This is a genomic window from Chitinophaga vietnamensis (assembly GCF_902167635.1).
Classification (GTDB): Bacteria; Bacteroidota; Bacteroidia; order Chitinophagales; family Chitinophagaceae; genus Chitinophaga; species Chitinophaga vietnamensis.
This window is the reverse complement of record NZ_CABHMS010000003.1, coordinates 378,860-402,934: the sequence shown is the minus strand read 5'-3', so window position 1 is coordinate 402,934 and position 24,075 is coordinate 378,860. Positions and strand designations below refer to the sequence as shown.

21 protein-coding genes and 1 tRNA gene are annotated in these 24,075 nt (G+C 46.5%); 15 read left to right on the top strand and 7 right to left on the bottom strand.

Going from position 1 to position 24,075, the window contains the following annotated elements; translation table 11 throughout:
* The first annotated feature begins 29 nt into the window (after positions 1-29).
* Positions 30-374, top strand: coding sequence for a YrdB family protein (locus FPG75_RS09800; protein WP_143306599.1), 345 nt, complete (start codon positions 30-32; stop codon positions 372-374).
* A 67-nt stretch (positions 375-441) separates the two neighbouring features.
* Here the strand turns inward: FPG75_RS09800 and FPG75_RS09795 are convergent, their stop codons facing one another.
* Together FPG75_RS09795 and FPG75_RS09790 are read right to left on the bottom strand one after the other, a co-directional pair.
* Positions 442-921, bottom strand: coding sequence for a nuclear transport factor 2 family protein (locus FPG75_RS09795; protein ID WP_161596742.1), 480 nt, complete (start codon positions 919-921; stop codon positions 442-444).
* 37 nt (positions 922-958) lie between these two features.
* The gene (locus tag FPG75_RS09790) at positions 959-1,426 is read right to left on the bottom strand and encodes a MarR family winged helix-turn-helix transcriptional regulator (RefSeq protein ID WP_143306597.1); all 468 of its coding nucleotides are present in this window, start codon (positions 1,424-1,426) and stop codon (positions 959-961) included.
* 272 nt (positions 1,427-1,698) lie between these two features.
* Between FPG75_RS09790 and FPG75_RS09785 the strand changes: the two genes are divergently transcribed.
* From FPG75_RS09785 to FPG75_RS09735, 12 genes are all read left to right on the top strand, one after another.
* Positions 1,699-2,730: an SDR family oxidoreductase gene (locus FPG75_RS09785; RefSeq protein WP_201747928.1), complete on the top strand. Its 1,032-nt coding sequence runs from the start codon at positions 1,699-1,701 to the stop codon at positions 2,728-2,730.
* 925 nt (positions 2,731-3,655) lie between these two features.
* Positions 3,656-4,147 carry an abortive infection family protein gene (locus tag FPG75_RS09780; protein WP_143306596.1) on the top strand — a complete coding sequence of 164 codons (492 nt, stop codon included), beginning with the start codon at positions 3,656-3,658 and terminating at the stop codon, positions 4,145-4,147.
* Positions 4,148-4,255: 108 nt separating this feature from the next.
* Positions 4,256-5,098, top strand: a complete 843-nt coding sequence (locus FPG75_RS09775; protein WP_143306595.1) for a chromate resistance protein ChrB domain-containing protein — start codon at positions 4,256-4,258, stop codon at positions 5,096-5,098.
* 107 nt (positions 5,099-5,205) lie between these two features.
* Positions 5,206-5,715: a DUF1259 domain-containing protein gene (locus FPG75_RS26225; RefSeq protein ID WP_236652754.1), complete on the top strand. Its 510-nt coding sequence runs from the start codon at positions 5,206-5,208 to the stop codon at positions 5,713-5,715.
* 109 nt (positions 5,716-5,824) lie between these two features.
* Entirely contained in the window at positions 5,825-6,169 is a 345-nt protein-coding gene (locus FPG75_RS26220; RefSeq protein WP_236652753.1) for a DUF1259 domain-containing protein, read from the top strand.
* A 95-nt stretch (positions 6,170-6,264) separates the two neighbouring features.
* Positions 6,265-6,732, top strand: a complete 468-nt coding sequence (locus tag FPG75_RS09765) for a chromate resistance protein ChrB domain-containing protein (RefSeq protein WP_143306594.1) — start codon at positions 6,265-6,267, stop codon at positions 6,730-6,732.
* Positions 6,722-7,894 carry a chromate transporter gene (locus FPG75_RS09760; RefSeq protein ID WP_143306593.1) on the top strand — a complete coding sequence of 391 codons (1,173 nt, stop codon included), beginning with the start codon at positions 6,722-6,724 and terminating at the stop codon, positions 7,892-7,894. Before FPG75_RS09765 ends, FPG75_RS09760 begins: the two co-directional genes overlap by 11 nt.
* A 32-nt stretch (positions 7,895-7,926) precedes the next feature.
* The gene (locus FPG75_RS09755) at positions 7,927-9,306 is read left to right on the top strand and encodes a TolC family protein (protein ID WP_143306592.1); all 1,380 of its coding nucleotides are present in this window, start codon (positions 7,927-7,929) and stop codon (positions 9,304-9,306) included.
* 17 nt (positions 9,307-9,323) lie between these two features.
* Positions 9,324-12,470 carry an efflux RND transporter permease subunit gene (locus FPG75_RS09750; RefSeq protein WP_143306591.1) on the top strand — a complete coding sequence of 1,049 codons (3,147 nt, stop codon included), beginning with the start codon at positions 9,324-9,326 and terminating at the stop codon, positions 12,468-12,470.
* On the top strand, positions 12,454-13,572 hold the full coding sequence (locus FPG75_RS09745; protein ID WP_161596741.1) for an efflux RND transporter periplasmic adaptor subunit: 1,119 nt from the start codon (positions 12,454-12,456) through the stop codon (positions 13,570-13,572). Before FPG75_RS09750 ends, FPG75_RS09745 begins: the two co-directional genes overlap by 17 nt.
* 17 nt (positions 13,573-13,589) lie before the next feature.
* Positions 13,590-14,615 (top strand): YncE family protein, encoded by a 1,026-nt coding sequence (locus tag FPG75_RS09740; protein ID WP_143306589.1) that lies wholly within the window; start codon positions 13,590-13,592, stop codon positions 14,613-14,615.
* A 187-nt stretch (positions 14,616-14,802) separates the two neighbouring features.
* A protein-coding gene (locus tag FPG75_RS09735) for an IS3 family transposase (RefSeq protein WP_143305938.1) occupies positions 14,803-15,899 on the top strand; the annotation gives its coding sequence in 2 pieces (ribosomal slippage) (positions 14,803-15,049 and positions 15,049-15,899; 1,098 coding nt in all).
* Between the two features lie 449 nt (positions 15,900-16,348).
* Here the strand turns inward: FPG75_RS09735 and FPG75_RS09730 are convergent.
* The 3 genes from FPG75_RS09730 to FPG75_RS09720 all read right to left on the bottom strand — a co-directional run bounded on the left by FPG75_RS09730 (position 16,349) and on the right by FPG75_RS09720 (position 17,683).
* A tRNA-Leu gene (locus tag FPG75_RS09730) sits at positions 16,349-16,432 on the bottom strand.
* Positions 16,411-16,890 (bottom strand): ABC transporter permease, encoded by a 480-nt coding sequence (locus tag FPG75_RS09725; protein ID WP_143306588.1) that lies wholly within the window; start codon positions 16,888-16,890, stop codon positions 16,411-16,413. Before FPG75_RS09725 ends, FPG75_RS09730 begins: the two co-directional genes overlap by 22 nt.
* Before the next feature lie 10 nt (positions 16,891-16,900).
* Positions 16,901-17,683: an ABC transporter ATP-binding protein gene (locus FPG75_RS09720; protein WP_143306587.1), complete on the bottom strand. Its 783-nt coding sequence runs from the start codon at positions 17,681-17,683 to the stop codon at positions 16,901-16,903.
* A 251-nt stretch (positions 17,684-17,934) separates the two neighbouring features.
* Here FPG75_RS09720 and FPG75_RS09715 point away from each other — a divergent pair, with 251 nt between their 5' ends.
* Positions 17,935-18,816, top strand: a complete 882-nt coding sequence (locus tag FPG75_RS09715) for a YegJ family protein (RefSeq protein WP_143306905.1) — start codon at positions 17,935-17,937, stop codon at positions 18,814-18,816.
* Between the two features lie 159 nt (positions 18,817-18,975).
* Here the strand turns inward: FPG75_RS09715 and FPG75_RS09710 are convergent, their stop codons facing one another.
* Positions 18,976-21,177: a B12-binding domain-containing radical SAM protein gene (locus FPG75_RS09710; RefSeq protein ID WP_143306586.1), complete on the bottom strand. Its 2,202-nt coding sequence runs from the start codon at positions 21,175-21,177 to the stop codon at positions 18,976-18,978.
* Between the two features lie 280 nt (positions 21,178-21,457).
* Between FPG75_RS09710 and FPG75_RS09705 the strand changes: the two genes are divergently transcribed.
* Complete coding sequence (locus FPG75_RS09705) at positions 21,458-22,111, top strand: YceI family protein (RefSeq protein ID WP_143306585.1); 654 nt, start codon at positions 21,458-21,460, stop codon at positions 22,109-22,111.
* 61 nt (positions 22,112-22,172) lie between these two features.
* Here the strand turns inward: FPG75_RS09705 and FPG75_RS09700 are convergent, their stop codons facing one another.
* Positions 22,173-24,050, bottom strand: coding sequence for a TonB-dependent receptor plug domain-containing protein (locus FPG75_RS09700; protein ID WP_143306584.1), 1,878 nt, complete (start codon positions 24,048-24,050; stop codon positions 22,173-22,175).
* Between the last annotated feature and the right edge of the window lie 25 nt (positions 24,051-24,075).

Below are 24,075 nucleotides of genomic sequence, written 5' to 3'. Positions count from 1 at the left end.
ATTTTCTATCTACTAAATCCTGTTATCAAATGTTCGTGCTTAAATCACTCAATCGTTTACTGGCATTTTCACTGGAACTCATTATGCTGTTTGTGGCCGTGTATGCTCCTTTCAAAATCATAGTTACCCCCTGGCTGAAATACGCAGTGGCGGCAGGTTTGCTCGTATTCATCATCGTATTGTGGGGCGTATGGGCAGCGCCAACTGCTTCCAGGAGACTGAAACTGCCTTACATTGTAATTTTCAAATTCCTGATTTACATGATCCCCACTTACCTGCTTTTCAGGATGGGCATGAAGCCGCAGGCATGGCTCTTATATGCGCTGGTAGTGATTTGTGAAGTAGCGGCGATATTTTTCAATGAATATCAATGAGCCATTGGCGTAGCAATGGCTCGTTTGATTTGATGGATGCCTTTGAAATGGCTACTCGCGGCCTTCATTATTTGAATTGGGTCCAAACACTTCTGGTGTCAAGATATTGGCGGATGAGATCTATTTTACCAGCTGCGTCCAGTCTCCACAGGAAACATTGAGCGACCTTGTATTTTTGACCAACCAGTCTGTTCGGGTCTACTGGCCAGGGCCATTTTTCCTCATTACCAAATGCAATGAGTTCTTTACTAACCGTTCCAATATTCCAGTATTCAAAAACGCCCCAGTTTCCAACGGCGAGGTCGGTAATAACAGCTGGTTCCTTTTGGTCGGCGGAGCCGGTTTTGAGCCATTGCATAACCTTGTCCTTTCCGTGAACGATTTCACTGGTTGGCATCATATCCCATTCTACAAGATCAGCCAGTAGCGATTCAACAGTCGCCATATCTTCCGATGCAACTGCTGAAATGAGCGTTGCAAACGGTGAGGGCACCGCACCTGCAACGGCGCTCTTCGATTCGATGCTTGTTATTGTTTTGCTGTCCATGTTCATTTGTTTTAGATTAAAAAATGAAACACTAATATCATCGTTGGCTTCTTTTGAGTTGAAAGATCTCTTTTTCAAATACCTCGGTAACCTGCTGCGTCAGGGTTCTCATTTGCAGTAGTTCCGCATCTGTATAATGCGAAAAAATCTTGTGCAATTGCTTCTCTATTGATTTACGCATGGCAAGCAATTTCGCGGGCAATTCCAAAGATTTGACGATCACCTTTCTACGATCCTGAGGGTCATTTTCACGGATGGCAAAGCCAGCCTGCACGAGCCGGTCGATGGCTATTGTCATTGCCCCGGTTGTGATGTCCATTACTTTAGCAAGCTCGCCTGCGGTCATTGGTCCGGCATCGACAAGGTAAGTCGCGGCAATCAGGTCCGTCGCGTTGATGCCTAATGAATCCGCGGCTGCGTTGGTCCACTCGGCGCTTACCCGCATGAAAAGCCGCATCATTTGCATATAGGCAGCGGCCGCATTTTCTGATTTTCTTTTGGCCATAATTATCTTTACTATAAAGGTAAATATAAAGATACTTTATTGCAAAGATAATTTGAGGCTTATGAAAGCAGGCTGGGCAAGGGAAGAGAATGTTCTGATTTTTTAGGATTGCTATGCATGATGCTGTATATGGCTGTGTCGCTGCGTTTGTACCCAATGTTGACGATATATTTCTACAGGGACCGCGAAATGGTAATAAGATATTGGCCTTCACACGGAAAAAAAATATAAGCACGGGTTTTGAAATAAGATACAAACAATAAATATCACTTATGAAAAACCTGAACCCTGTCTTTAAAGACAATGATAAAGCCATTGTGAGCAGACGAACCGTAATCAACGGGATTTGCGCGAGTTTCGCTCTGGCCACTATTAGTCCACTTACCAAAACTTTCGCAATGAATAAGTCTAATTTAGTTAACTCATCGCTAGAAGATCCAACTGTCAAATATCCTAAACCACCTTTCCCGGAACAATCACAGACATGGCCAGGGCTGGCGAGTCAAATGAACCCCAGGCCGGATCATGGCGAAAAAAGTTATAAAGGTTCAGGTAGATTGACAGGGCGCAAGGCGTTAATAACCGGTGGTGATTCCGGTATGGGACGAGCAGCGGCTATTGCTTTTGCACGTGAAGGTGCAGACGTGGCAATCAATTATTTTCCAAGTGAAGAGCCAGATGCACAGGAAGTTATTGCGTTAATCAAAGCGGAAGGTCGCAAAGCTGTTGCGATTCCCGGTGATCTGAGAGAAGAATCATTCTGCACCAAGTTAGTAGCTAAAGCCGTTGAAGGATTAGGCGGATTGGATATTGTAGTGAATAACGCCGCACGCCAGCAAAGTAGACAATCCATCCTTGATATCAGTTCCGAAGAATTTGACTGGACGATGAAGACAAATATTTATGCCCCATTCTGGATTATAAAAGCTGCATTGCCATATTTGAAGCCTGGTTCCTGTATAATAGGCACCACCTCTATCCAAGCTTATGATCCATCACCAGATTTATACGATTATGCACAAACGAAAGCCGCTACGATGAACTACGTTAAGTCATTGGCCAAACAACTAGGCCCAAAAGGAATCAGGGTGAATGGCGTAGCTCCAGGTCCTATTTGGACGCCTTTACAGGTAAGTGGCGGTTCCACACAGGAAAAGCTAAAGAACTTTGGAGGACAAACACCCTTGGGCAGACCTGGTCAACCCGCTGAGCTGGCATCAATCTACGTTCAGTTGGCCGCTACAGACGCCAGCTACGCAAATGGTCAGATATATGGTGCAAATGGCGGTGAAGGGCAACCTTGATTAGGCGCTGGTGGAATACCTGTGGTTAGCGGTGTCATACAGCCAACAACTGAAATGCCGCATGGTTATTAAGATGAAAAGCGGTGAAGAATTTGTCTGCGAAAAAGACGGTTATAAAGGATACTACACAGATCCTTTATCATGGGAAGAAGTTATAGATAAGTTCAAACGACTTACCAGATATAAGACAAGTAACGCAGAACAAATTATCCAGGCTATAACTGAATTAGAGAAGATTAATGTAAATGACCTTCTCAATTGTCTGTTTCAACCTGAATGATAACATATTTATAAATGAGCTCCACACAGAGAGGTTGTTGATATTAAAAAAGGCTTGTAAGTCCATTACTTACAAGCCTTTTACGTGCCCAGAACTGGATTCTTTATAGTCTGGTTTTCAATATCTTACAAGTAAAGTGTGTCAAAATTGTGTCGTGATATGAAAGAAACACGTTTTTAAACGTTTATGCGCTCTTTCTCCCTATCAGGGCAAATTTATTGAATTAAATTAGATTTCCCCATTCAGTCACCATCAAATCCTACCCCCGGATAATTATTCATATATTTGAAATATTAATAAGACCTTAATGGCAGAATTATCTATTATAGAGAAAACAAAACTGGAGAAATTTCTACGGATGCCTACTGGGTACGTTATTGATTTCTCTGATAGAACCTTTCAGGAGTTTATAGCGGATACAGTTGGAATAGATATTTTTGATCAGAAGTACAATTATGCTTCTGGTTCAAAAGCAAATAGACTAAGGTCTTTTTTCAAACAGGAGCCCGACTATGTAGTAGGTAAACTGCTTAGGGCTTACTTGATTACTGGCAGGCCAAAGTGCAAGCTGGGTATATAACCGAGTTCGATAATCCAGAGGAATGGGGGTTATATCCGGAATGCGAGAAAATATGTGAACGCCTTATGCGTGGTGGCATTGTTCAGGATATTGATGCAATTAAAGCGACCACGGATGATAGAGACTTTGTAGCGCTTGAAAAGACTATACACGATAGCATTAAAAAAAACGAACCTGAACATGCGCTGGACCGCCTACATACTTTCATGATCAGGTATATACGCGAACTTTGTCAGAAACACAATATCTCATTTACTAACAGCGAATCGCTAAATGCAATATATGGAAAGTATGTAACTCACCTCGTCAAGAATAAACTGATCGAATCGGCGATGACAGAGAAAATATTACGCTACGCCACTAACTTACTTGATGCGTTTAATGATATTCGTAACAATAGAAGTCTTGCACACGATAATCAGCTTTTAAATTATGATGAAAGCCTTCTTATTGTTAATACCATTGCCAATGCTATCAAGTTCATTCAGAAAATAGAAGGGAACTTGTCTAAGTCGGTAGTAGATACAAAAGATGTCGGCGATTCGCTGCCCTTCTGAGGATCGACTGCAATAATGATCCTCATGCAGGTTTTTATACGTTGAAAACACCCTGTCGTGAGTAAATTGCCCAAACAGCACTAAATTGCAGCACTTACTGCTGAAAATATGAAATGGATCACCCGTGAACGCCCTAAAATAGACAGGATTGCTTGCCCGTGGCTAATCAAAAGGTTTGTTGATGCGGATGCAGAGTTCATTTATGTACCCTTTGACCAGGTACTTTCCAGGGCAGAAACTGAGGGTGCTATCCCCTTTGATATCGCTGGCGTTGAATACACCCATTATGAGGACCAGTGCACCTTTGATTATATAATAAAAAAGCACAATATAGAAGATCCTGCCGTCTTGATAATGGCCCCTATCGTGAGAGGCGCAGATACAGACCGCCACGACCTTGCCACTCAGGCATCTGGTTTGTGGGCAATTTCCGCGGGGTTAGCATATAATGAATCTGACGACCAGGCTTTACTGGAAAAAGGTATGCTGCTGTATGATGCCCTTTACAGCTGGGCCAAGTATCTCCAGCACGTAAAACACACTCAGCAGCCATTTGAAAATCAGTTGATCGATATTTTCAAAAAATTCCTTCAGCATGAACAGGATAGCCGAAAGATACCTAGCTGGGCCAAAGAACTGAAAGAAATCATACAGGATCAGATTGATACAAACCTCAACCTTAGCCTGAAAGGCATATCAGAAACGCTTCAGGTGCATCCAGCTTATCTATCCAGAGAGTTCTCAAAATACTTTGATGACTTTTCCTTTGGTGACTATATCCGCAAACTTCGGATAGATAAGGCAGTTCAGTTGCTAAGTACAACCGATCACACCCTGACGGAGATCGCTTACCTCACCGGCTTTTCGGACCAAAGCCATTTTACCCGGATTTTTAAGAAATTTACAGGAAAGAGTCCCTCCGCTTTTAAAAAAGACCTGACAAAAAAGTAAAAAACAGACTAAACCTTATTTTTCATTCTATTTTTTGGTACCTGAGAGCTGGAAATTGCGGTTTTAAACATTGGCTTGCATCATATTAAACTTGTAATACATCTGTTATGAAACGCACTGTTTCGTGTCTTCTTACATCGGCATCGATTGTCGCATTACTGGCTACTGCCTGTAATAATCCTTCCCAAACTGCTACCAATGCAGACAGCAGCAAACGTAACAACATATTATGCCCGCCGGGAAGCAGCAAACTGGATATTCAGAAGATTGAAGAGGTGACTGGCATGAAAGGAACTGCGAAAAATGGGGAATATAAAATAACCGTCCCGCAGAATGACCTCAATGTAGTAGTAGACGGGTTTAAGATCATCCCTCCTATGGGACTGGGAAGCTGGGCTGCATTCACTCCCTGCGCGGACAGCGTTATGTTAATGGGCGACATTATTGTTACAGAAACAGACCTGGCGCCTGTTCAACAGGAAGTAATACGGCAGGGCTTAACGATTACTGCCATTCATAATCACTTCGTCCGGAATCATCCCAATGTGATGTATATGCACATTAGATGGCAGCGGCAAAGTAGAGAAGGTTGCTGCCAGCGCAAAAGCCGTCTTTGACAAAGTAAAAGAAGTAAGAGGTAAAGATCCCAAAGAGAGCAAGGCTGACAGCGTTCAGAATACCATCAATATTGCCCGTCTTGATAGCATTATCGGACATAAGGGAGAGATGGCCAAAGGGGTATATAAATATACTATTGGACGACCAGACGTTGCCTTACAGGAGCATGGTATTCCCGTAAGCAGCTTTATGGGATTCAATACCTGGGCCGCCTGGCAGGGTACCGATGAAAAGGCCGCGGTAGCCGGTGATTTTACCATGCTGGAAAATGAAGTAGAGCCTGTCATCAAAGCATTAATTGAAAACGGGATTGAAGTTGTTGCAGTACATAATCATATGGTGCATGAACAACCCCGTATCTTCTTCCTCCACTACTGGGGAGTTGGTCCGGCAGAAAAACTGGCAAAAGGCTTCAAAGCAGCACTGGATCAGACAGCAGGAGGTCATAAATAATTTAGGCTAAAAGTAAAAATCAGACCAAACCTTACGATTCATTCTATTTTTTGATTGTCAGTAATGTGAACTTGCAGGTATAAATCCAAAACTATATGAAATGGATTACCCGCGAGCGTCCTAAAATAGACCGTATTGCCTGTCCGTGGTTGATATCCCGCTTTATTGACCAGGATGCGGAGATTATTTATGTACCTACGGATCAGGTAATACAAAAAGCAAAGGAGTATGACGCTATTCCTTTTGATATTCCAGGAGTAGAGCATTCCCATGAGGGAGAATATTGTTCATTTGACTACTTCATCAAAAAATATAAGCTGGATGATCCGGCCCTGCTGCAATTAGCTGTTATAGTTCGGGCAGCCGATACTGACCGATTTGATCTTGTGCCACAGGCAGCAGGGCTTTGGGCCATCTCCGCTGGTTTGTCGTATAACTACGAAGACGATTATCAGATGCTGGAAATTGGCAAGAAAATGTACGATGCCCTCTACAGTTGGGCTAAATACCGCCAATCTGAAAAACACACCTGGACTCAACCCTCATCCAAGAATGGACAATAACCAAACAACTGTTCCGTATAGCTTACGCGACCTTATCATTTATTTTTTAAAGCTGGGTACATGGGGCTTTGGTGGTCCTGTGGCCCTGGCTGGCTATATGCACCGTGATCTTGTTGAAGATAAAAAATGGATCAGTGAAGAAGATTACAAGGAAGGACTGACGCTGGCGCAGCTCGCCCCGGGACCGTTGGCCGCTCAATTAGGCATTTATATGGGGTATGTCCATTATCGCTTATTGGGGGCTACACTAGCAGGACTTGCGTTTGTACTTCCTTCTTTTCTTATGGTGTTGGGTTTAGGGTTTATCTATGTTCGCTGGCAGGGCATTCCCTGGATGCAGGCGGTTTTCTATGGCGTGGGTGCGGCAGTTATAGGTATTATTACTGTGAGTGCCTGGAAGCTGACCCGTAAATCTGTCGGCAACGATAAAACCCTGATTGCGATTTACCTGGTAACAGCAGCATACACAATATGGCAGGAGAATGAAAGTATCTGGGTGTTCCTCGGAGGTGGAATACTCTACTGGCTTTTAAAAGCACCACCAACCAAATTATCTTTTTTGCATAAAGGAACCTCCGTCACCAAATTATTTATTCCGCCCGCATTGTTGAACATCACCCCGGCAGCGTCCGGAAAAACACTTTGGCAAATGCTCCTGTATTTTACCAAAGCCGGGGCATTTGTGTTCGGCAGTGGGTTGGCTATCGTGCCATTTTTGTATGGCGGCGTAGTCAAAGAATATGGCTGGCTGAATGAGCAGCAGTTTCTGGATGCAGTAGCGGTAGCTATGATCACACCTGGCCCGGTGGTGATCACTGTTGGGTTTATCGGATACCTTACAGCTGGTCTTCCAGGAGCCTGCATAGCGGCTTTGGGCACCTTTTTCCCCTGTTATATGTTCACCGTATTGCCAGCGCCGTATTTCAGGAAGTATGGCAAAAACCCTGGTATCAAGGCTTTCGTGGACGGAGTTACGGCAGCCGCTATAGGCGCTATTTCTGGTGCCGTAGTTGTTCTTGCGAGACGGTCACTCATAGATATTTATACTATCGGGATCGCTGTAGTGACAGCTTTCATCCTGTGGCGATTCAAAAAAGTACCTGAACCTGTCATCATTATAGTGGCAGCAGCGGCAGGACTTTTACTAAGAACAATTTTGTAAAATGGATATAGTTCGTTATAAATATTTGATGAATGAATGCTTATTATAGGAAGATATTGATCTTTGGGTGTGCAGCCATATTCCCATTATCTGTGTTTGCACAACAGAAAACAATCCGGATAAAAGACCTGCTGACGCTTGTACAAACCTCACAGCCACAGATGAAGGCATATGAGGAACAGGCAAAGAGCAGCAGGTATGGCATAAACCTCGCAAAGAATACGATGGTGCCGGATGTAAATATCGGCTATCAGGCCGGATATGCCACCTACAACAATATTACCGGCATGAGCTATCCGGGATTGATCCTGCCGATCAGCGGTCCGCCATCCGCCGGCAATACTTACGATCCGGTGCCCGGTACTGCTGCTGGTGCTATGGTGAAATGGAATCCCCTTACTTTTGGACAAAGGAGTGCCGCCATTGAAAAGGCCACCGCTCAATATAAACTGGCCAATAGTACATATAATGACGCGCTATTTCGCCAGCAATATGCCGCCATATCAGTCTACCTGGATGCGGTGTATCTGCAAAAACTCATTCAAACTTTTCAGGCCAATATCGACCGGACTAATACAGGACTACAACAATCACTGGTCTTTACCAGAGAAGGATTGCGCCCTGGAATAGATACCACCCAATTTCAGGCTGCATTAGCACAGGCAAAAACAGATTTGTTGGTTGCCCAGCGCCAATATTATGCGCAACTATCAGAACTCACCCGGCTAACTGGATTATCCGATCTGCCTGAAAACATATGGCTGGCTGATACTTCCCTACTAAGTCAGTTACCACAGATGGCAGATACCACTGCCGGGCCATCCGGAAACCCGGTTTATCAATTCTACCGGATGAAAAAAGAGGTGACACAATCATCACTGAAAGAAATCGAACGCATCTGGCGGCCCAGGCTGGATTTGTGGGCCAATGCTTACGCGCGGGGCTCAGGCGTTAAAGCAGATGGCTCTGTGGATAAGGCAGATGGCTGGTCTCTTTCACGTAGGAACTATGGCGCTGGTGTGCAGATTAGTTTCCCCATCCTGCAATTTTCAGAAGTACGCCTGAAAAAGAAACAATACAATGCCCTGCTTAAAGCCGACGAAGCGCAGCTGGATCAGGTGACTTTAAACCTGCAAAAACAGAAGGAAACAGCCCGGTACAGCTATGATCAGAATATGCTGATAACTAAACAGGCACTTGTTCAATCGCAGGCCGCCCGTTATGCCTTTGAAGGTTTAAAACTGAGTTATGCAAGTGGACTGGTAGACTTTACCCGGTTGATACAGGGACAATACGATCTTCTGAAAGCGGAGACGGGAGAAGCGGCAGCATATCTGCAAGCATGGCGGTCCCTGTTGGATATTGCCGTGGCAAACGGCCAGCTGACAACATTTACAGACAATCTGAAATAACGACATAAGCAAGCATCATGAAGCTAATCCGTTCGGCATTAAGGCATCCTGTTACCATTCTGGTAGCTGTTTTTGCCATCGTATTTTTCTCTTATCTCTCCATCCGGCAGGCAAAGGTGGATATTTTCCCACGCCTGGGTTTACCGGTAGTTTATGTGGCGCAGCCTTATGGAGGTCTGTCACCAGAACAAATGGAAGGTTTTGTTACTTCTTACTACGAATATCATTTCCTGTATATCACCGGTGTTAAATCGGTAGACTCCAAGAACATACAAGGGGCTGCCATTATCAAAATTGAATTTAATGAAGGCACTGACATGAGCCAGGCAATGGCAGAAGTGGTGGGATATGTCAACCGTGCGAGGGCATTTATGCCACCCGGTACAGTACCCCCTTTCATTACCCGTTTTGATGCCGGTAGTGTGCCTGTGGGACAGCTGGTGTTCAGTTCAGATAGCCGCTCATTGAGTGAAATATCTGATCTGGCCTTATTCCGGGTACGTCCTATGTTTGCTACACTACCTGGTGTATCCGCACCACCACCGTTCGGTGGCAACCAGAAAACCGTGCTGATTACCGTGGACCCGGATAAATTACGCAGTTACAATCTGGCACCTGATCAGATAGTGCAAGCCATAGCAAAATCAAACTCAATATCTCCCGCTGGTAATGTACGTATGGGGGATTCCACTTACATTACCCCCCAGAATAGCGTCATTGAATCAATGCAGGATCTCCAGAATACCCCCCTGCAACTGGGTGCTGGTCCGACGGTATATGTAAAGGATATTGCCAACGTAAGTCTCGGCGCCGATGTGACTACCAGTTACGCGCTGGTTAATGGGAAACGTTCGGTGTATATCCCAGTTACAAAGAGAGCTGACGCTTCCACCTGGGAAGTAGTGCAGCGCGTCAAGGCCGCATTACCGGACATGCAGGCAGCAATACCTTCCGATATAAAAGTCACTTATGCCTTCGACCAATCCGGTTACGTAATTAATTCATTGAAAAGCCTGTTGTTTGAAGGTGGCCTTGGCGCAATCCTCACTGGTCTGATGGTACTGCTCTTTCTTGGCGACAGGCGCAGTGCGCTGATTGTGATCATGACCATCCCGCTTGCATTGCTTTCATCGGCGATTCTATTATATCTGACCGGTCAAACCATCAACATTATGACATTGGGCGGCCTCGCCTTATCTGTTGGTATATTGGTAGATGAGGCCACAGTTACAATAGAGAATATTCACCGGCACATGGAATTGGGGAAAATTAAAGCCCGTGCGATTGCAGATGCCAGTATGGAAATAGCAGGCCCTAAATTATTGATCCTGCTGAGTATTCTGGCAGTGTTTGTACCGGCCATGTTTATGAATGGTATACCCAAAGCGATGTTCATGCCATTATCACTGGCAGTAGGTTTTGCAATGATCGCATCCTTCATTTTATCACAGACATTTGTACCCGTGGTTTCTAACTGGTTATTCAAAGAATCTTTACAGGAGCAAGAAAGGAAGGAACGCGGATTTTTCGATAAGATAAAACAACGTTATGTTTCAGCCGGAGAACGCCGCCAGTCCAGTTTCAGATTGGACACGGTGTTATTCCTGCTCGTATCCGCAGGATTGGTGGTACTGCTTTTTATATCCACAGGTACCGAATTGTTTCCACAAACCGACAGTGGACAAGCGCAGGTACGCCTACGTTTACCGGTCGGCACCCGCTTTGAAAGAACAGAAGATGCCACCCGGAAACTGTTGTCGCTTACAGACAGTATTGTAGGGAAACAGAACGTGGAAATTACTTCTGCATTCGTAGGTACACAGCCCTCCAGTTATCCGGTAAACTATATTCACCTGTGGACAAGCGGCCCGCATGAATCTGTAGTAAAGATAAAGCTGAAATGGGGTGTTATGCCCATCGCCACTTTCCGGGAAAAATTGAGGGCCGCAACTGTTGCCGCTATCCCCAGTGCGAAATTGTCATTTGAGCCAGGCGACATCGTAGAGCAGGTATTGAACCTCGGTAGTAGTAACCCGATAGAAATAGCCGTGGTCAACAAAAACTTGGCGGAAGGTAAAAAGACAGCAGAACAATTAATCCAAAAGTTGTCTGCTATTTCATCCCTACGTGATCTTCAAATGGCCACTCCGCTGGATTATCCAGCTATCCGGTTGGAGCTGGACCGTGTAAAAGCAGGTCAGTTGGGACTTACCAGTGAACAAGTCACCAGGTCTACAGTCGCCGCCACTTCATCCAGCCGGTTTACTACACCAAACTACTGGCTCGATAAGGCCACAGGTACAGCTTATCAGGTACAAGTTCAGTATCCTGAGTTTAAAATGAATAGCACCAGCCAGCTGGAAGCAATACCGATTTCCGGAGGTAATAGTAACACACATTACCTTAGCGAGGTAGCCAGCTGGAAGCGAGTATCAGTTCCCGGTGAGTTTGACAGGCTGAATCAGCAGCGGTATATTACCATCACCGCTAACGTTCAAAAGCAGGATCTGGGAACGGTGTTCAAAAAAGTAAGACATGCGATAACCAGTATGGGACAACTCCCCAATGGCGCTAAAATCATATTGCGTGGGCAACCTACCTTATTACAGGAAACGCTTACCAGTTTACAGTTTGGCCTGTTGATCGCTGTTGTGGTGATCTTCCTTGTGATGGCGGTGTACTTTCAATCATTCAGGGTGGCCTTCACGACCTTATCTATCATACCGGCAGTAGTTTCAGGTTCACTACTCTTTTTATACGTGACAGGTAACTCATTAAACATTCAATCATACATGGGTGCTATTATGGCGGTGGGTGTAGCTATTGCCAATGCAGTGCTCTTCATTACCAATGCAGAACACTACCGGAAAGATGGTCAGGATAAACCGCAATTACATGCAGCTGAAAATCGTCTCCGACCTATCCTGATGACCAGCGCCGCGATGATTGCGGGTATGATTCCTATGGCGTTAGGACTATCGGAAGGTGGCGACCAGACCGCACCACTTGGTATTGCGGTAATCGGAGGTCTGTTGTTCTCTGCTGTCAGTGTATTATTCTTTCTCCCGCATATTTACCAATGGTTGATTGGAAGAAGGCCATACAAATATGTTTCTCTTGATCCTGATGATGAAAAAAGCACTCACTATGACAAACAATCATAAAATATCAAACAATCATATGCGGATAATCGCTTCCATCTCTTTACTGTTTATCATTTCAGCCTGTAGTAGTCATTCGCAGGCACCGGATGCCGGCGCTGATACACCGGCTAAAGATACTGTCCCTGTATTCATCCTGAAACAGGATACACTAAAGAAAACGGCTGAATTTACTGCCGAACTGGTACCATACGAAAGTGCCGACCTGTTTGCCAAAGTCCAGGGCTTTGTAAGAGAGATGAAGGTGGATATGGGCGACCGTGTGAAGAAAGGCCAGGTGCTTGCAGTGATTGAAGCTCCGGAGGTAAACAGTAAGTTAGCTGAATCAGAGGCGTCAGTACAGGCAGCTAAGGCTAAATGGGCATCCAGCAAGGATAATTATGAGCGGTTATACCGCGCATCGCAGGCCAATACACCGGGCATCGTTGCACCTGTAGACCTGGAGCGTAGCCTCAATCAAATGAAGGCCGATAGCGCGACTTTCGTTGCTGCTGCCCGGCAGGCACAATCATATAAGGCGGTATTGGGGTACCTTTATATTGTCGCGCCGTTTGATGGCGTAGTTACTGCCCGTAAAGCCGATCCCGGAGCACTGGTGGGCACTAACGCCATGCTGTTGACAGTACAGAACAATAAGGTGCTGCGTTTACGTGCAGCCGTTCCCGAAATATATGTAGCTGCTGCTGGTGGGCTTAAAAATATTGATTTCAGGGTGGATGCCTTTCCCACGGAACGTTTTAAAGCAGTTCTTACCCGCAAATCTGAAACAATTGATCCTACCACCCGGACTGAATTATGGGAGTTTAAAGTGGATAATAGTGATCGCCGGTTGAAAGCAGGTGTGTTCTGTTATGTAAAAATCCCACTCGAAAGAAACACACCATCTTTCGTCGTTCCCTTCTCATCGGTTGCTACCACACAGGAAAAGAAATTTGTTATCCGGGTAAAGGATGGAAAAGCAGAATGGGTAGACGTTCGCCAGGGCATGACAGTTGATGCCGGAGTTGAAATATTCGGTAATATAGCTGTAGGGGATACATTGTTGAAAAAAGCAACTGACGAAAGGAAACCGGGCAGCAATGGTTTCTGGATAGTGAAAAAGTAACTTTTAAATGAGGTTATATGCACTTACGAAATTTTGCCATCAGTACAATGATGTGTATTATATCAGGGGCTAGTTGTCCTGTGTTCAGCTGTCATGAGGCGGTAGATACTACACACCTTGAAAAAGAAGTACTGACCCTTTCAGATAAAATCCCGTTATCTGCTGTAAAAGGCAGCATTGATCACATGGCTTTTGATGAGGCCCATCACCTTGTCTTTGTCTGTGCATTGGGCAATAACACGGTTGAAGTTATAGATATTCTCTCAAAGAAACAGGTCCATACAATAACCGGTCTTCATGAACCACAGGGTGTATTATATATCCCCTCTCTTCAAAGATTGGTAGTTGCCAATGGTGGGGATGGTAGTTGTATTTTCTATGATGCTACAAATTATAATGAAATCAAACGGCTACCGTTAAAAAGTGATGCGGATAATATCCGCTATGATCCAGGTGCCAATATGGTTTACGTAGGTTATGGGGACGGTGCCATCAGTGTAATTGATCCCATCCAGATGAAGATAAACGCTTCTATTCATTTGGATGGGCATCCGGAATCTTTCCAGCTTGACAATGGAAAGAAACGGCTATACGTGAATGTTCCGGATGCTGGTAAACTCCAGGTGGTTGATTTATCCAAGTCTAAGGTAGTTGCCAACTGGACCAATGCAGGTGCCTCTTCCAATTTCCCAATGACATTTGACAAGAGCAACAACCGGCTTTTTATTGGATATCGCCATCCTGCAACAATACGGGTAATCAATACAGAAACAGGCAAGGAAATAAAGTCCTTTCATTGCGTCGGTGATACAGATGATGTGTTTTATGATGCGGATAACAACCTGCTGTTTGTATCCGGAGGTGAAGGCTTTATCGATGTATTCAGGAAAAGGCAAGAGGATTATGAGCTTATAAACCATATACCAACCAGAAAAGGAGCCCGGACGAGCTTGTGGCTTCCCGCTCAGAAAATGTTGTTGCTGGCTGTTCCGGCAAACGGTGGTAATGAAGCCGCTTTGTGGGTTTACAGAAAAAACGGATGAAATAAATTTAGGGTAGTGTTTAGATAACTGTGTAAAGGTTAGGATGGTAGGATTGAGAGCTCAGCAATAAATGTTAGTTGAGCTACCATCCGATAAAATCTTAACTTTAAGTAATCTGTAAGTATCCCTATTCTGGTAACAGTTTAAACTTAGATAAAAAAGGTTAAATTTAAACTGAACTACCATCATGAAAAAGACCAGATTCACAGAAACCCAGATTGTGTCTATTTTGAAGCAGCAGGAGAACGGGCTTGCCACAAAGGACATTTGTCGTGAACACGGCATTTCTGAAGCCACTTTCTATAACTGGAAAAGCAAGTATGGAGGCATGGAGGCTTCAGATGTGAAGCGCCTCAAAGACCTGGAGGAAGAAAATTCCAGGCTCAAAAGAATGTATGCTGACCTGTCCCTTGACAATCAGATACTGAAGGATCTATTCACAAAAAAAGGCTGGGCCCTTCCACAAAAAGACAAGTAGCAGAAGAACTGGTCGCAGATCAGGGTGTTTCTGTGAGCAGGGCCTGTCGAATAGTTTCCTTTCCCCGTTCGAAGTTTTACTATCGTAGTCGTAGAAATGACCAGGTACTGATTGATGCCCTTCAGGACCTTGCTTTTAAGCATACTTCCTACGGCTTTCGCAAGCTATTTGCCTATTTGAGGCGTGCCGGCCACCACTGGAATCATAAACGAGTATATCGGGTATACAGGCTGCTTAAACTGAATAAGAGGAAGAAGCTCAAACGGAGAGTGCCAGCTCGTATCAAACAACCATTGCAGCGGCAAACCAATGTTAATGTCATCTGGAGTATGGATTTCATGAGTGATAGCCTGACCGGAAACAAACGCTTCAGGACATTTAACGTGATAGATGATGGCTCCCGGGAGGTATTGGGTATAGAAATCGATACTTCACTATCCTCATGCCGAATTGTGCGGGTATTGGAAAAAATTATTGAATACCGAGGGAAACCAGCCGCGATAAGAACTGATAATGGCCCGGAGTTCACTTCCGCGTACTTTGAACAGTGGTGCCATCAGCATGATATCAGGCTACAATACATTCAACCAGGCCGACCAATGCAGAATGGTTATATCGAACGATTTAATCGTCTTTACAGAGAAGCCGTCCTGGATGCTTATATCTTTGAGGACTTGTACCAGGTAAGGGAATTAACCGATGTCTGGATCGAAGAATATAACCAGAGAAGACCCCACGAATCTTTGAAGAACATGACGCCTTGCGAATGGAAAACGGAGTTGCAAAAATCAAGAAACTCCAATTAATCGCTGTTACCTAGATGGGGTACTTACATAATCTTATCACCTTTCTTACTCAATCTCTCCAATATATTCATACAGCACCGTTTTTACGAGTGAAACAAACAGTGATCAATCTGTATGCCGTGCCAGTTGTGGCATGTATCGCATTTACACATGCGAGAGAAAGAGGCGAAAAGCGAATAAATCTTTTTTCAAGCTGGCAATTTTGGATAGTGCCATTTTGCCGTGTGTCGTCAGCTAAGCTATAAAGCAGGAAAAACTGACACTTTCCATTTGTTGGAATGGGTGGGGTGTGCTGGTAGTGTGCTGGTACTGGCACAAGAATTTGGTGTGTCATTTAGTGTGTCAAATTTGTGTCGGGAATAGTGGGAGAAAGCGGTAAAAACCGTTAAAAACGACACTTGACTAAATGAAAAAAGGCTTGTAAGTCAATTACTTACAAGCCTCTTGTGTGCCCAGAACTGGATTCGAACCAGCACACCCTTGCAGGCGCTGCGACCTGAACACAGTGCGTCTACCAATTTCGCCATCTGGGCAACTGATTTTGTGTTTCAGGAGCGCAAAGGAGCGTCATCAGGGTAGCGGCCATATAACCGGTAGCAGAGATGACGATCTTGTCTACAAAATATCCAACAACAAATACGATAATAGTCATCAACAGTATCATCGCGATCTGAACGGTCAAACGACTGATCATGATCGTCCAGGAAGATACCGGCCCTACGCGCAAACGCTGGAATACGCCTTTGTCGCGGTCGCGGGCAATGGAGCTGGAGTAGCCCATCAAACCGATACTGGTGAGGCCGATGGTGAGTATAGATGATAATACGATAGTAGGGCCGATCCTGTCTACCACGCCGCGCCAGGATATGAGGATGATCACTGGCACCAGCAGCACCAGCCTTACAGAGCGGCGGTTACGCCACTGGGTGGTGAAATCGGCTCTCAGCAAGGCACTGAGCACTTCGCTGGTTTTAGGTATTCTTGTTTCCATAGTGCGGGGATTATGAACGCACGGTGCGTCCGGTCAAACCAATGAACACATCTTCCAATGTGATCTTTCCTTTCCTTGATACGCTGATCACTTCCGGATCGCTGCGATGCGCGTCGATCAGCGCCTGTGGCGTATCTATCGCGATCACGCGGCCATGATCAATGATAGCGATGCGATCGCACACCGCTTCTGCTTCTTCCATCGAGTGGGTGGTCAGCAGCACGCCGTGATCTTTTGCGCGGATCGCTTCAATGCGTTCCCACAGCTGCCGCCGCGATTGCGGATCGAGGCCCGTAGTGGGCTCGTCCAGCAGTACCAGCATAGGATCATGAATGGTGGAGATGAGCAGCGATACCCGCTGTTGCTGGCCGCCGGAGAGCTGGCCGAAACGTTTGTCGGCCGAGTCGAGCAAACCGATCTCCCTTAACTTCTCCTGTATCTCCTCTTTACCAAGGCGCACACCGTAGATGCCGGCAAACAATTGCAGTATCTCGCCAATGGTAAGCTCCGGCTGAAAGCTCGTCGCCTGCAACTGCACGCCCATATTGGCGCGGGCATGCATAGGCTGACGCAGCGCATTAAAGCCGGCTACCGTGATTTCGCCGGAATCGGGTTTCAACAAACCTTCGATCGCACTGAGCGTGCTGGTCTTGCCTGCACCGTTAGGGCCGAGCAGACCAAAGATCTCCCCCGCCCTCACATCAAATGATACTTCTTTCACAGCCTGGAACTTGCCGTAGAACACACTTACCTTGTCTACTTCCAGTATTGGGGCTGATAGTTGATTGTCCATAAAACAGATTTGATTTGGATGATTGCGGACCAAAAATAAGCGTCCGCCTCCATTTCCCGCTAACATAAAAAGGTGAGGCGACAGGAATTTCCGGTAAAAGCACGTGAACAACCGGTGAAACCGGAATGCTCAGATGTAAAAATCATTCATGTGATATCATTCCGCTATACTACAGACTAACGGCGCCCCCTATACGAACAAAACGGGCTTATAAACTATGTATGAAAATTGTTATTTTAGGAAAAAAATCCATGAGCTTGTTCTCCAGACTGTTCGGCAAAAAGAACAGTAACCCTCCCCCGGAAGGCCAGCCACCGGGCGTTGTACAGGTGGCCAATGAAAATGAACGCATGCGCCGGGCATTCGAAAAAGCCGGCACTACGCTCTGGTATTTCAAGGCAAGTGTGGCCACCCCGCAACCCGGACAAAACAACTTCTCCGCAAAGATCAGGATCACCGATGGCGACACCGTAGAATATATCTGGCTCAACGATCCCTCTTTCGATGATGAAGGTAACCTCTATGGCATCGTTGGCAACACGCCGCAATATGTACAAACCGTTAAACAAGGACAACAGATCGGTGTAGACCCCACGCTGATCGCCGATTGGATGATCGTGGAGAACAACCGCCTCATCGGCGGATATACCACCCGCGCCATCTGGGACGGCATGAGCACACCGGAGAAAGCATCGCTCGCTAAACAATTACATTTCTTTATCGACGAAGGCGCCGATCATTTTCCACACGATTTCTCCACGCCCGAAGGCGCCATCCTCTGCCTGGAAGATGCACTGGAAGAGCAAAACATGGAAAAAGCAATTGCCTGCAAAGACTTCATCACAGAGGCACAGCGCATGTTGAAAGATAAATTTCCGGAGATGCAGGCAGAAGAAGAAGTGGTCAACGGTCTTGCCGAAGCCCTGCAGGCAGCTTTCGAGAAAAGCTTCGAAGACAACGGCTACCCTTCCTTCAAACACCTGCTCCGCTCCTTTCCTGAAAAACAACAAATCGACGAACATACCTGCCTCGTAACAGAGGTCTGCATCTACCCCGACGGCGGAAAGTCGCGCCAGCAGCTCCTTACCTGCCAAACATCCGAAGGTTGGCGCGTATTGAACCCTGTTAATTGATTTTCGGATTTATTGATTTACGGATTTATTGATTTAATTGAAGCGGAGATAATAACATTGATTTCCGGATTTATTGATTTAATGAAGCGGAGATAATAACATTGTTCATCTCCGCTCCAATTAAATCAATAAATCCGTAAATCAATAAATCCGTAAATCCTATAATTTGAGTAGTCCCTGCTTGTACAATGTGTTCACAGGTTTGTTATCCCAGAACAGTTCGAAGTCTTCCAGGCCGGCAGCTTCGTAGCTGTCTTTTACTTCTTGCAGGGTGTAGGTTTTGTTATTGGAGGCGGATAGCTCTTGCAGCATGTGCATCATCCAGATGCCTTGCGGCGGGTCGATCTTGATATTAAAAACTTCTTTCTTACCCTGGAAAGTGAGGGAAGCCATTTCCCAGGTACTGCCTTTTTTCGATTTGGTGACTACCTCCATTGCAGGTTGCTTGCCGAGGAATACCACTTTGGACGTGGGTTTCACGGTACCGGGCTCCTCTTCGAGAAGCGCTTTGGTGATGTAGTCCGGCGCTACGGAAGTTTTTGGCACTTTAAACTCGAACCACTTGCTGAGCGGATAATCGAAGCAGGCGCCGTGCATGTAGTTGAGCAAAGATTTTTTCAAACCATAGCTGAAGGTTTCATGATCGGCGCCGGTGGGATCGATATGCATGATATCATTGTTGGCAAAGGTGCCTGTTTCTTCTGTTTCTTTCTGGACCTTGAATTTGGCGGGTTCCAGTCCTACGGGGCTGTGGGCCGTCATGGTAAACTGATGCCAGAAGGCCGATTGCAGGATGCCTGCCTGGAACATCTGACGAACCATTTCGAGTGAGTCGATGGTTTCCTGTGCTGTTTGTGTAGGGAAGCCATACATGAGATAGGCATGCACCATGATGCCTGCTTCCGTGAAATGCCTGTTCACACGTGCTACCTGCGCTACGGTGATACCTTTGTTGATCAGCCCCAACAGGCGATCAGAGGCTACTTCCAGCCCGCCGGAAACGGCGATGCATCCCGATGCTTTCAGCAGCAGGCATAGATCGCGGGTAAAACTTTTTTCAAAGCGGATGTTGGTCCACCAGCTGACGGTAAGTTTGCGGCGGATGATCTCCAATGCCAATGCCCGCATCAGTGCAGGAGGTGCGGCTTCGTCTACAAAATGGAATCCGTTCTGGCCGGTTTGTGCAATGATGGTCTCCATGCGGTCGCAGAGCATGGCGGCAGCAATGGGTTCATAAATTTTTATATAGTCGAGGGAGATATCGCAGAAGGTACATTTGCCCCAATAGCAGCCGTGCGCCATGGTGAGCTTGTTCCAGCGGCCATCGCTCCAAAGGCTGTGCATGGGGTTTACCACTTCGATGGCGGAGATGTAACGGTCCAGCAGGAAGTCGCTGTAGTCGGGCGTTCCCAGCTCCGACTGCTTATAATCGCGGCAGCTGCTGTTATTGAGGTACGTTACTTTATCATCGATGAGGGCGAAGGTGCGTTTCAGTTCTGTTATGGGCCTCTTTCCCTGGATATGCTCCCAGAGGTGCTCTACGGGCGCTTCTCCGTCGTCGAGTGTGATGAAGTCGATGAACTGGAATACGCGCGCATCGGAGATGGAGCGGAGTTCCGTATTCGGGAAACCGCCGCCCATGGCTATTTTCACGGCAGGATAATGTTGTTTCACCCATTGTCCGCAGCGGAAGGCGGCGTACAGGTTACCGGGGAAAGGCACAGAAATGGCTACCATAGCTGGTTGTACGGTTTCCATGCGGACCGCCAGTATATCCAGCAATATTTTATCGATATAAGTGTAGGGTTGTTGCAGCGCTTCGTACAGTTCATCGAAGGTGTTGGCGGAGCGGCTCAGTCGTTCGGCATACCTGCTGAAGCCGAAGTGCGGATCTACGCATTCCATGATGAGGTCCGAGAGGTCTTCCAGGTACATGGTGGCCAGGTGTTTGGCTTTGTCCTGGTTGCCCATGGAGCCGAAAGCCCAGTGGAGGTCGTCGAGCTGGGCGAAGCGACTGGCTTCCGGCAGGAAATCACGTTTGCCGATCAGGTGTGCCAGCGTAGGGTTTTTGCCTTGTAAAAAGGCCACCGCGGCATCGATGGTATGCAGGTAGTCGTCCTGCAAAGCCAGCATACGTGCGGCATTCTCCGACACCGTTGCCGGCATATTTGCATGAATATATTCGAAAAGCTGCTGTAGTCCCTGCTTTGAGAACAGCGCCAAAGTCACCTCAATGCCCAGGTCGGCCTGAAAAGAGCTGATCCCTTTTGTATTCAGGAATCCTTTCAGGTACGCGGTGGCCGGATAAGGCGTATTCAGCTGTGTAAACGGCGGCGTTATAAGAAAAACAGAATTACTCAAACCAGGTGATTTAAACCGCAAAAATACAACGTCTGAACCAGGATTAAACAGATTTATAAGATTCTCCTGATTTAACGCGAAGATCAACGAGGTTCCAGCCCTTGAAGCGCTTTGAGCGCTTCAAGGGCTTCTTCGCTTAAATCCGCTACCATTGATCTTCGCTTTGATCTCGTGGCTTAAATCAGGGAAATCTTATTAATCCGTTTAATCCTGGTTCAGACAATTAATGGTATAACATATAAATCCCTTACATTTACCAAAATTTTCAACACACATTACTATGCAACGTTTAGCATCTTTAGTTTTTATCGGTGGTGCTGTAGTGCTGATGTCTTTCATCGCGCCAGCCACTGACAAAAAAGGAAACAAGGCCAAGGCAACAAAAACTACTACCACTGTAGCCAAAACAACTACTTACCAGGTAGATGTACAACAAAGTAAATTGAGCTGGACAGGTAAAAAACTGACTGGTCAGCACAGCGGCACCATCAATGTAGCAGATGGTAAACTGGATCTGGATGGCAACTCCCTCAAAGGTGGCAGCTTCTCCCTGGATACCCGCAGTATCAAGGTAACCGACATCACCGATGCCGACAGCAACGGTAAACTGGTAGGTCACCTGAAAAGCGAAGATTTCTTCTCTACAGAGAAATTCCCGAAAGCAGATTTCGTGATCACCAAAGTAACGCCTAAAGGTGGCGCCAACTACGAAGTAAGCGGCAACCTCACCATCAAAGGCACTACCAACCCGATCACTTTCCCGGCTACCATCACCGTTAGCGGCAACAAGCTGAATGCAAAAGCCGATATCAAAGTAGACCGCACCAAATATAACATCAAGTATGGCTCCAAGAGCTTCTTCGCCAGCATCGGCGATAAAGCCATCGATGATATGTTTGATCTGAATGTGGAACTGGTAGCTACCGCTAAATAATTTACGGATTTATGAATTTAGGGATTTATCTAAATCCCTAAATTCATAAATCCGTAAATCATTATATCCGGATGTTCGCTCCCAGCGTCATCCAGCGGCCGGGCATCGGCACTGCGCCTGCTTCTATATAGCTTACGTCGAGCAGGTTGTTGGCATCTATATATATCTTGAACCGTGGCTGATGGTAAGCAATACGGGCATCTACCACTGTATAATCCTTGTAATTGATACGCATATTATAACGTGCAGACGCTGACACGCTCAGGTGCTGCAACAGCTCCGTGCGCGCATTCAGCGTGAGCTGGTGGCGCAAACTCTCGATCACATAACGCGAGATCTTGTTATGCGTATCATCTCCCTTAAATGATGGCGAGAGATAGTTATATCCAACGTTAACGCCTACACTGTTGAAGACGCCATGCTCGCGCAATTGAGTACTGTAGCCAGTTCCGAGGGTATAGCCTTTGGTATCAGCCCGCTGGAAGTTCTGCGGCTGCCAGGGCTGGGGCAAACTGTCTTTCACGTAATCAATAAAGTCTGATATCTGACGGTAGAAAGCACTTGCGGTAAAAGAGAAATGCCCGCTGAACTTACGCACACCGGCTTCCGCATAGAACGCCTTTTCCGCGCCCAGCTTGTCGTTCCCGATAATGGAAGGGCTCTTGTAATACAGATCGGTGTAAGTGGGCAGACGTTGCGCCGTTCCGGCATTGGCATATATTTTTATTTCATCGGTGAGATGAAAGCCAACATCTGCGCCGGGAAAGAACTGCCAGCCATAGGCGGAATTATAGTTGAGATACCCGCCCAGTGAGAAGTTGAGCCGGCGGTCGCCTTTCGTTTTATATTCACCATACACGCCCAGGTTGGTACGTTCATGGTTGCCGAGGTTAGAGCTGTTGATATGCTCATAACGCGCTTCCACGCCAGCTCCAAAATAACCGATACTGGTGCTGATGCTGTTGTTCAGCTCCGCATCGAGGATATGGTTATTATGCAGGTTCCTGAATTTATCCGGCGTCTGTTTAATGTAACGGTAGTCATCTTCTGTGAAGCGGTAACTTATGCGCGGCGTCATCACCCAGTTGCGGTTGAGCTGCGAAGTATTGCTTACCGCCGCCAGCGCGGTTTTCACGTATTCCTTGGCTTCCTTGTCGCCAGGTGCAGCATAAAAGGCATTCGCGCCGTATTGATTATCTACATAACCGGCCAGCACATCGAAGCGATGGGCGCTATCGGCCTGAAACCCGCCCTGGTAAAAGGCTTTGAAGTTCTGGAAAGCAGTGTTGTAACGGTATCCATTACCCGCGTCGATGCCGGCGGAAAGGGAATGTGTATTCGCACCATTGACCAGCGCGGCATTGCCGCCAAGGCCGTAGCTGTTGTACAGCTGGTCTTTTTCATTGCGGTGAAAGCTGCTGCCGCCATTGACATTTACGGCGCCGCCAGTTGCTGCGGGCTTACGGGTGATGATATTAATTGCACCATTCAGCGCATTGATGCCGTATACGCGGGCGGCCGCGCCACGCAATACTTCGATGTGGTCTACATCGTTGAGCGAGATGGGCAGGTTCATGATATTATGGCCCGTTTGCGGATCGGTGATCTTGATACCGTTGAGCAGCACAAGTGTCTGGTCGAAGGTGCCGCCATCAATGCCTATATCCGCCTGGATGCCGCCGGGGCCGCGCTGGCGCACATCGAGGCCGGGTACAAAGCCAAGCACTTCATTGATGGAGGTGGCGGCCATCGCATCGATCTGGCGACGACTGATGATGGTGATATTACGGTTCGATTGTTTCAAAGGGGCGGCCAGCCTGTTCTCCTGAACGATCACTTCATCCAGGTGATGCAGGTATGCGGCGGTATCCGGCGCCTGCTGGGCTGCGGCGCTACCTGCGGCCAATAGCAGCAGGAAAAGCAAGTGAGCACGTTTCATTATTGATATTTCAAAGGGCGCAAAA